The following is a 10348-nucleotide window of genomic DNA, read 5'->3' as shown; positions in this document are numbered from 1 at the left end:
ACTTAAATGGTGTTAGAAGTTAATGATTCAATCATTTGAGCGGCTTGATTAGCAGCAGATGCTTTAACCTTATCAAGAAGAACTTTGGCCCAACCTTGTTTTTTCATTTGAGAGATTTCAAGGTTTGTTCCATTTATGGTATCTTGCACTACATTAACCGCGTCATCCGGTTCAACGGCAACACATGTAAAACTATATGGTTGAACATTCTTAAAGCCTTCATTTTGCCCCATATTGAAGTCTTTTATCAGAATTTGTGTCACATTGAACTGTTGAAACATGAGATTAAATACCTGGATAACTCCTTTATGTTGCATCAATGTTATAAATTTGGAAACTTCTGCATACGGATATACATCCGGATAATTGCTAACAATCTTTCCTGTTACAGTAAAATTTATATCGCCTCCTGAAATCAATTCTTTACGTGAATAATCTCTTCCTTGTACCTTGGTTAATACAAGATTGTTAGAACTTTGTGCTTGCACTATAGCACCTAAGTCTAAGAAAACAGGATCGCCTGGCACCTTTACTTCCGTAGCAGTGTTAAGTGATGAACTGGCAGCAGCTTCATTACTTAATCCTTTTATTTTATCCCAATAAGTATTGAATTGAACCGTTTGAACCTGGCCGCTTTCATTTTTAATCCAAAGAAGTAAACCTTCATTGGCAGGTTTGCCCTGATACTTTAATACAACCCCTTGTTTATTAAAGGTATCTTCATCTGCCTTCTGACCGTTCGTTATGATTTTCTGAAGCTCTTGACCTTGGTTCTTCTGATAGGCTGCGGTGGCATTCTTTCTGTCCAACTGGCGTATATATTTGGGATAAAGATCGTTGATGGTAGCAAAAGTCATTTGCATCATCGTTCTTTTGGCTGCATAAACAAATACATTACTATATCCTCTATTGGATATAAATTTCAATTGTCCATCTCTTTTTCTATAATTAGCTGCATAAAAGGCGGCATTCACACCGGTGTTTGCCAGCCCTTTACCAACATTAATCGTTAAATTAGAAAATGTAGAGCTTATAAAACTCATATTACATCATATTTGCATTAAAATCTTGAACTACATCTAACAAGGCGGTTGCTAATTCTTGTTTTACGTTTGCTATTGCCGCAACTTGTCTATCATCTGTCATATCAATTGTTTGATGCTCCACGTGCATTAGATTTTCTATTCGTACTATTAATTGCTTAGGAGCTGCATTATAATTATTATGACTCCTATATTGAGACTGGTCGGCTCCGTTATGAAGGCTGGAAGCTAAATCTTGCTCTTTGTTACCAGTCGTAGGGTCCCACTTAAATGTATCTTTAGCATTTTTAGGGGTATATATTTTCCCACTTTTATCTACCCACTGTGGAGTAGCGTATGGAGCTATTGTTTTAGCTATATATTGTGCCCCGTCAAAAATCGCTTTATCACCTTCTTTCTGTGGACCATAAAAACCGCCCGTAGGAAGAACATCTCCTTCAGAAAGAAGATTTTGAATCGGTATTCTATTTATGAACGGAGCGAACAAAGATTTATGTCCGGAATACAAATCGTTATACCAAGAAACTAACTTATCAAAGGTTTCAGTAATATAATCTATTGCTTCTTGTTGACTTTCTAGTTTATATTTCCCCGGATTGTTAACAATATCTTGTACATGCTTTGACCATCCTTCTGTTCCAAATAGCCCTTTAGTTGGATCAAACAACGGCCCAAATAACCCTTGTAATACTTTCTGGGTTCTTGTTGGATCTATTGTTTCTCCAGACTCAAAATCTTTAAGAATTGAAGCGTAATCATCCCATGCACTTATTGTTCCTTTCATAATTTGAGCTAGATGACGTATATATGCTTGTGAGCGATGTACATCACCTTCGGTCATCTTATCATGGAATGTTTCTGTGCTAATCCAGTCCCATCGAGAATCCCAACTACCCATCTTAGGTATAAATCTATCTGCTGCATTCTTTAGTATATTCGATAGATCTTCCGAACTACGAGCAGAAGTGGCATTGTGCAAAAGATATTTGCTCAAAGCCATATTCTCTTTAGAATTATGGTCTGCTAATTGGGCCAGCATCATTTGGACGGCCACTTGTTCGCTTATATCTCCGTTTTTTGCAAAAATATTAGTATTGGTTCCACTTAAAGTACGGCCATGTAACTCATACGCATAATAATTTTCACCGTTCAGACCTTTTTTGACAGTCTGTTTCATTCCCAGTGCGCCGGATAATGACTGGAAGGCTTTATCTACACCTGTCCATTGGTCTGCGGCTTCTAATCGTTTTAGTAATTCCGGGTCTCTACCTGCGGCTGTGTCAAAGAATTTGGTTTGGTCGTCTACACTTTGTTTGGGACCATTCTTTTCTATCCAGTAACGATGCCATAATTCAGCGGATTGAGCAATACGCTCGTTTTGGGTTAACAATTCATTATTGAAAATACGCATATTTCCAATCATTAAGGCATCTGGATCGGATAGATTCAACTTGTCAACATTCAAATTACGATAGCTTTGTGCCCATGCTTCATTAGCTTGGCGAGCAGCTTCTGTTATTTTATATGCATCATAAATTTTATAACCTATATAAGTGATAGCTCCTGCTGCCATTACCCCCCAACCAATTGGATTAGTTAAGAAAAAACGTGAAAACCCTTTTATTGCTCCCCATAATGTTGTATTGCCTATTTCCGTGAGGGTATTTATAGTCTTATTACTACTATTTGCTACAACATTACCGACTGTACTTCCTCCAACAAACCATTGTTTAATTTTACTTCCACCATGTAGTAAACCTCCACCTAACGCATTGAATATAGCCTGTCCTTTATTTAAATTATGGCGGCTTTTTTCTATATTATATATACGTACCATATAGGTAAGTGCGGTAAATAGCGGTTTTAAAAAGAATTTAGACAACCAATCTCCCATAAACAATCCACGAATCATTAATGTCGTACTCCATATACTTTGAACTACGCCTGCTGCAATTCCTAACGACATTTGGATTCTTATAAAATATTGAAGAACGGTCTTCCCCCAATTTGGTATCCAGTTCCAGACAGTCATAATGCCTTTAAACACACCAACAATAACATTTGCTATTTTCAAAAACATGTCCATTGCATTTCTCAATGCAGTTGCAAACTCTGTGGATTTCATTAACTCAATCATGCGTTGCAGGAAGTCTCGTATTACTCCTTGCATTTGTTCAAACCCTTGCATTCCAGTTTCTGTAAATGCCGAGGTCATCTGATACCAAAGACCCTGTATGGTGTTTTTCTTTTCGTCGGCAAGGTCGGATGCAAGCCCCATTGACTTTTTATTGAGTCCGGTTACTTCTTGCATTTTTGCTACATTATTTATTAATGCTAGTGCACCTGGAGCCGCTGTTACCCGAAACATCTTGTTGATTAGTGTTGAGAAATCACCAGCACTCATGGTTTGCTGTTTTTCATGTAAATCACTTAAAATGTCAGAGAGATTCCGAAGATTTCCGTTTTTATCTTTTGTGTTGATGCCTAATATGTCCCATGCTTCTTGACCTCTTTTAGTAGGGTTCATCATATTTAATAGCATCATACGTAACGTAGTACCTGCGTGAGAACCTTTGATACCGGCATCGCCTAATACACCAAAAGCTGCCGAAGCAGTTTCAAAATTTAACCCTGATTGATGGGCGACAGTACCGGCATATTTAAATGATTCAGCTAATTCTAACAATGTTGTATTCGTTTTTGTGAACGTCATCGTAAGAATGTCTGCTGTGTTATCCATCTGTTTTGCTGGGATTTCATAAGCGGTCATAATGTTGGTTACAACATCCGCTGTTTCTCCCAAGTCTGTATCACCTACTAGTGCAATATCTGATATAGGCCGGATAGCATGTTTTATTTGATCGACATCATATCCTGCCATAGCTAAGAACTTTCCAGCTGATGCAACTTGTGGGGCTGTATATTTAGTCTCAACACCGACTTGGCGCATGAGCTGGTTCATTTCATTAAACCGACCTTCAAACCCTACACCTTTATCGTGAGTCTGGAGGATATTTTTTGTCGTTTTGGCTATATTGTCATAGGTAGAAGCATCTCTAAATACAGAAGTTACCCCAGACATTAAAGAGCTAAGCCCATAGGCAATTCCCATACCCTTAATCATTTCGCCTGCAACATTTGTACCTGTGTTGGCGTATGTTGGACCTAATACTTGCCGAGTAGATGGATACAGATAAGTACTTCGTCCTGCTCCAGTCTGTCGTGTTGAAGTGGAAGTTGTATTTCTAGTTGTGCTACCAGATACCCCCTTAGATGCGCCAGCGGCACTGGCTGTAATGGTTATTTTACTATTCGACTTAATCTGTTCTATTTTCTGTATTAACTTATCAAGACTACTTATTGCTCTTTCTGTATTAGCCTTTGGCTCAATCGTTTTACCATTTATAGAACTAATAGCTTGATTCAATTTCTTTATATCCGAAGTTGAATATAAAGGTTTACCTAATGCAGTCTTTGCCTGTGATTTTATATTATTGAGTTTAGTTAAGATGCGATCTAAACTTGCTTCGGCTGCACTTGTATTGATTTGTATGTTTATAGGTTTGGTCTTAATAGAAGCCAATGCTGAATTAACCTTACCGATGCTTTTTGCAACAATATCAAATCGCTTTGTTAATGCTTCCATTTCAGCTGTGGCCTGCTGAAATTTACGTATAGACTCTAAAGCTGGATTAGAGTTAACGTTTATCTGATAATTAACAATATAATTTTCTGCCATCTTTTTGTATTTTGATTTTCTAAAGAATAGCGGTTTGGTACCCTGAAAGATTGAAAAAGCCCCTTATCCGACAGAGGATAAAGGGCTACGTAGAAAAAACGAGTAATAAGACACTTTACGCAAGCATTCCAAGTGCACTTGCTTGTTGAGTTATGAGCATTTTGCTGTGGAGCCATACGGCATCTTCAGAAAGCATTGCAAATTCTTCATCGTTTAACTCATCAAGGTTTACGCTGGGAAAATAATGACGGATAAATATCAGTCTATGACGAATAAGTTGATCGTCTTTTACTTCCCAGCTTTTGATAAATTTACGAGTTTTCCTTTGCGCAACTCGATAATTTGAGCCAGGTGTGGCATCAAGCCATAGATGAACAAGGAATCATCTTTAATCAGTTCTTTATCGCCATCGACAAAGCAATCTTTTGCCAATTCTCGCATGGCACCGGCCTGGTCCTTTTGGGAGAGGGACAAATATTTACTGAATGTCGGGAAAGGCGGCTGTTTAAAATAACCGATATAATATGGCTTTTCGCCTTCGTCTTCATCTCCTTCCACAAAAATCGGGAATACACGTTTTAGTTTGGGATCTGAATCTTTCAGCTCTTTTACTTTCTTTTCAATCTCGGTCTGAATATCTTCAGGCAAGAAAAGGTCTTCGTTTACATTTTCCATTATAATTATGATTATTGATGTTTATCCAAGAATAGAAGTTCTGGAAATCGTTGGTTTATTGGTCTTGCATTTAAAATGTTAAATATTGAATGATTGTATATTTTTATTGGTTAGACTTTTATTTTTCATTTTATGTTATTATTTTTGCATGAAAATAGTAGTACATGAGATTAATTTCGAGTGTACTCTATGTAGGGATGTAAAAGGGAAACTGTTGAAAAATGGTTTTCCCTTTTTATATAAGAAAAGGCGAGTTTTTACTCGCCTTTATTGCATGATATATCAGAAGTTATAGCCAAGAACTAGTTCCTTCTCCTGTGATAATGTCGAAAGGATTCAAATTGAATTCTTTTGTAATGTTTGTATCATCTTGTTTACTTTCCATTCCGTCTTCGTTAAAGAGGCATCCCTTTAGCGTTACAGTTTCAGCGGTCCAGTCTTCACCGGCATAAGCATTAGTAAATGAGATGATCAAGTCAAATTCTCCCAAATCCATTAAAGAACCAGCCAATGCTCGGAGTTGGGAAACGGTATTATAATCCATTGTAATGGAGGCTGTACAGGTTTTGTTGCCAAAACCACGATTGATAGCATTTCCTCCAATACCGTAGTTGTTTTCAACTTTACGAGTCTTGTTCCACTTGATTTCAGAAACTCCTTGCATAATAGTAGAATCTTCTGAAATATCCAATGCTGGTATGGAAATGCGGATCATAGACCAGCTGTATGCTACATTGTTAATTATTGCCATCTTGTTAATTATTTATTGGTTAATGCCAAGCCCTCGACTACTTCAATACGGGACGCTACACCCACCGGAACAAGTGAATATTTAATGATCAGTGTATCATTCTTTAATACATTTTGATTCTTATCAATTGTTACAGAAAAACCTGAAATTTCTTCATTATTCTGCATAGTTGTGAGGATGTCAGAGACAATGTTTTGAAACATCGTAATCTTGGCAGAAGATAGGTATCCAGTGCTGGGATCTACTTTCAACGGAGAGTTGACATAAGGCAATAATGCGTTACGTACAGCGCGTCTTGACTTATGAATTGTACGGTTTCTAGCAACTGTTCGGTAATCTCCGTTTGAACATGTTTGGTCTTTAGAGAAAAAAACTCCACTTTCCAAACCAGAATATTTGCACAAGAAGATATATCCCTTATCGTCCAGATCATCCAATTGGATTTTATTCAAAGATGAGTACTTTAATGTACTTGTCAACTTACTTTCGCTATTCAAAGTGACATCTCCGAATCCCATTTCAATATCTGGGAAATAACCAATCAAATTGAACTTATTTACCCATGCGAATGATTCTTGTACGCTTGCCGAAGCGATACATCCGAGTGCAGCTCCAATATTTCCTATAGGAGTGAGATTTTGATTAGCAAGTTGCATCGCTGATACATCAGCGTCTAGTCCCTGACCAAGTAATACACTGACAAACCGAGCATTAATAACACATGTTGGTATTTTGCCAAGTTCTACTTTCTTCACAGATTCTTCATCTGTTGCGATTACTGCGGAATTTGCACATAACAAAATTGATAAAGGAGCATTTTCATCAGCTAAAGACGCTGCTTTGGATTGCAGATCTGTAACTAGGTCAATGCTATATGTTTCTGCTTCCGGATCTGTTTGTTTCCACAACGATTGTTCAGTCCAAACACCGAGTTGGTTAATCATACCATGTGCTGCGCGTTGCATTTGTTCTATAGCATTCCAATCTACACCACAGTCTGCAAACATGATAAACAAACGTCCTGTGCTTCCTTGTATTCCAAAGAAATGATTGATATGATAATAAGGAATTCCAAACAGTAAATCCTTTTCAGTGTCACCGGAGTATGCGGTAATGCCAAGTTCTTTCAAATCATCCATAGAATTGATTTCAATAACATTACCTTGTAATTTGTCTTTTACGGCCAAACCAGCACCTTCTTCGAAGAATTTAGCTTGTTTGGAAATATCAAACAGCAAACCTGTGACTTTTTCAGTTGAGGTTGTAGAGCTTGTTCCAATGTTTCCATCGGTATCACTCATAAAAACGCCACCTAATGCCATATTTGTAAATTTTATTGTTTGTAATACGGATTTTGATAAAGAATAGCATCCTTCACCCAATTAGGTTGTGCATCTGCGGTGAATACACCACCTTTGGAATCAATATACAATGCCGGATAGCCAGGATATTTTTGTAACAGTTCTTTTACGAATTCTGGTATTTCATCTTTTTCTTTTGTTTTGTCTTTTTTTTCAGGTTTTTGAGAAGATTCTTTGATAGAGGAGGTATCTGGAGTTTCAACAGTGTCTTGCTCTTGTTTTTCAGATTCTTCATTTGAAATAACCGGTGTTTCTGAAGTAACTGTAGGATCTTGTGTTTTAACCTCTTCTGTAACCGGAGCTTCTGTATTCTTTTTTCTAGCCATAACTTAAATTTAAAAAGGGAATGGAGCACTTACTCCACTCCCTTGTGATATAATAGTCTATTACTTTTGATTTTTAGCCACCGCTTACAACTGTATTCTTGTATGCTGTCCATGCAACGATCTCTGCCGGACGAACAATGTTTACGTCCATTTTCATTCGCATCTGGAAGAAATACAATTCGCTGTTAGCTTGCAGTCGTTCAACTTTTACTACTTCTGCATCATTTGCATAGTCAACCCCCATCCATAGGTTAGATTCCATACCGGTAGTAAATTCTCCGAGTACGATAGTGTGCTCTGGGATGCCAACAATAGGTACAATACGCTTACCTTTGAAGCGATAGTCGTTGACTTTAGTATTGTCCGAGTATTTCACCGTCTTGTCGCTCAAATATTGGTCATATAAATCCCAAATATCCCAGCCACACACAAATACCAACCCTGCTTTCTTACGGATTTGTTTCGGGCATTTCTTCCACATAGCATTGAGTGCGGCTTCTACACTGGCACCTGTGCTTAATTCTGTAGTACCGGCAATAATAACTTGCCCGCCAGCTTTTTCCACATCTGTTGCATCTGTTGCGGTATTTGCCAGAATACGTTTGATTGCACCGTCAAAGTATTTCATTGGGCCACCGGCATTTTCACCTCCAATCGTTGTACAACCTTCAGGAGCGGTAATTTTTGCGGCTGCTGAACCACCTTTTGCGGAGCACCAAATAGACTCACCGATATACTCATTCTTTCGATCCATCAAAAGGCGCAGCATTTTAGCCTGTACTTTTGGGTCTAAGTCACGGAATACCAAATTACCTTCCGGTTGGGCGAATTTGTAATACTTTTCATAGTCACGAGGGTTAAATTCAAGGTACACCATGAATTCTTGTGGTTCCAGATAACGTTCTGTGAATGTGTATTGGTTCAGTCCACCAGTGGTTCCTGCTCCTGCACCATGAGTCGAGTTTGGAGTGGGAACGTTATCTTGAATTACTTTTCCCAATTGAATAGTGGGGATGGTGTATTTGAACTGGATTCCAGATTTGATATGAATCAAACCTTCTTTGTATGTATCATTTCCTTGCGCGGTATATGTCAGGAGGTCATTAAGGACCTCACCAGAATATGTGTTTTGCGCAAAATTTACTGAACTTGCCATGTTGTTTATGTTATTCTGTTTTAGTCGAGTGTTTTAAACTGGAAATCTGTTCCTACGACAGCTTCAACAGCCTTAGCCATTTTCTTTTCTGCCTCGGTCATCTGATTTTTTGCATTTTCAATGTTGGCAGGATCATTTGCAATTTCAGCAGAAATTTTATCACGTTTTGGAATGGAATTCAGCGTTGCCTGCACCATTTCAAAATCGTTTTGAGCCATTTCCACCCATTTAGGTTTTGCATCAGAATTGATTTTACCTTCAGCAATTGCATTGTCAACGAACTGTTCGATAGTCTCTTTACGTTTTGCCTCTTCAGCATCTTTGTAACTTTTCAATTCGTTCTTGACAGTTGTCAATTCGTTTTTAACATTGGTAAGTTGCGCATCCAATCCTTCTTTCTGAATTTTCAAAGCATTGTATGAAGCCTGAATTTCTGCTGCCTTGTTTTCCGCATTTTTCAATGCGTCAATTCGGGTAATAACAGCTGAAACTTCAGAGGTTTTCTCCAAACCAAGCTGGGCGCATACAGAACCAAATGCAAATTCTTGTTCTTTGTCCATTGTTTTTTGTGAATTTGAATTTTCTATTTGATTTTGATTAGGAATAGAACTGGAATCATCAAGTGGTTTAAAATCGCCCAGTTCTGTATTGATAGAAGCCATGATTTTTTGAAGGGCGTTCGCTTCCACTACTCCTTCAATTTGATCTTTTACTTTATTACAAACCTGTTTAGAGGTTTTTAAAACACATTCTGCTGATAATATACCGGCGTTTACGGCAGATTTTGCATCGAAGTAAGTTCCATCACAACCTTCTTTTCCATCCATGATTTCTCGAACCTTAGCTTTCGTCAGACCAAATCTTTTATGATATATGGTTTCAATCTGTTTCTGAAAAGCATTTACAATTTGTTCATTGTCTGGGTTGCATGACTTTTCGTCACGTATGAAGGGGTTGTGGATCATTAAAATAGAATAGTCACGCATGTAAGAACGAGTTCCTGCCGCCCACAGTACTGAAGCCATTGATGCTGCCAATCCTTCTACAATTGTTTCAACTTCAATGGGACATTGCTGTATAATGGAGAATGTTCCCATTCCGTACAGAACGCTTCCACCTTCACTATTAATGCTGATTACAATTTTCGAGGGTTTAACGTAATCTTGTATCCATAAAAATTCATCATTAAAATTACGTGTGCTCTCTTCATCAATTTTGCCATAGAAGCGCATATATACCGGTTTTGCTTCTTGCGCTTCTCCAACTACATATTTTAATTCATCTACTTTCATTTGAG

General features: G+C 37.9%; 8 protein-coding genes. All 8 read right to left on the bottom strand.

All coding sequences use genetic code 11. The features are described 5' to 3' along the window. Window positions 1-2: 2 nt before the first annotated feature. Window positions 3-1043 (bottom strand): DUF6046 domain-containing protein, encoded by a 1041-nt coding sequence (locus tag KTR07_RS06070; RefSeq protein WP_225472620.1) that lies wholly within the window; start codon window positions 1041-1043, stop codon window positions 3-5. A 1-nt stretch (window position 1044) separates the two neighbouring features. Next, a complete protein-coding gene (locus KTR07_RS06065) occupies window positions 1045-4782 on the bottom strand; it encodes a phage tail tape measure protein (protein ID WP_109115710.1) in 3738 nt (1245 codons plus the stop codon). A gap of 288 nt (window positions 4783-5070) precedes the next feature. Continuing rightward, window positions 5071-5457 carry a hypothetical protein gene (locus KTR07_RS06060; protein ID WP_008647827.1) on the bottom strand — a complete coding sequence of 129 codons (387 nt, stop codon included), beginning with the start codon at window positions 5455-5457 and terminating at the stop codon, window positions 5071-5073. A gap of 289 nt (window positions 5458-5746) precedes the next feature. Continuing rightward, window positions 5747-6208, bottom strand: coding sequence for a hypothetical protein (locus tag KTR07_RS06055; protein ID WP_008647825.1), 462 nt, complete (start codon window positions 6206-6208; stop codon window positions 5747-5749). 8 nt (window positions 6209-6216) lie between these two features. Then, window positions 6217-7530: a DUF2586 family protein gene (locus KTR07_RS06050; RefSeq protein WP_008647822.1), complete on the bottom strand. Its 1314-nt coding sequence runs from the start codon at window positions 7528-7530 to the stop codon at window positions 6217-6219. A gap of 11 nt (window positions 7531-7541) precedes the next feature. After that, a complete protein-coding gene (locus KTR07_RS06045) occupies window positions 7542-7895 on the bottom strand; it encodes a hypothetical protein (RefSeq protein WP_008647821.1) in 354 nt (117 codons plus the stop codon). Window positions 7896-7968: 73 nt separating this feature from the next. After that, entirely contained in the window at window positions 7969-9051 is a 1083-nt protein-coding gene (locus KTR07_RS06040; RefSeq protein WP_070612599.1) for a hypothetical protein, read from the bottom strand. Window positions 9052-9071: 20 nt separating this feature from the next. After that, window positions 9072-10343 (bottom strand): ATP-dependent Clp protease proteolytic subunit, encoded by a 1272-nt coding sequence (locus KTR07_RS06035; protein WP_109115711.1) that lies wholly within the window; start codon window positions 10341-10343, stop codon window positions 9072-9074. Window positions 10344-10348: the final 5 nt, after the last annotated feature.

The organism is Bacteroides sp. MSK.20.82, assembly GCF_019052485.1.
Taxonomy (GTDB): domain Bacteria; phylum Bacteroidota; class Bacteroidia; order Bacteroidales; family Bacteroidaceae; genus Bacteroides; species Bacteroides thetaiotaomicron.
Note: the sequence above shows the minus strand (reverse complement) of the source record. Positions and strands in the feature narration are given on the sequence as shown.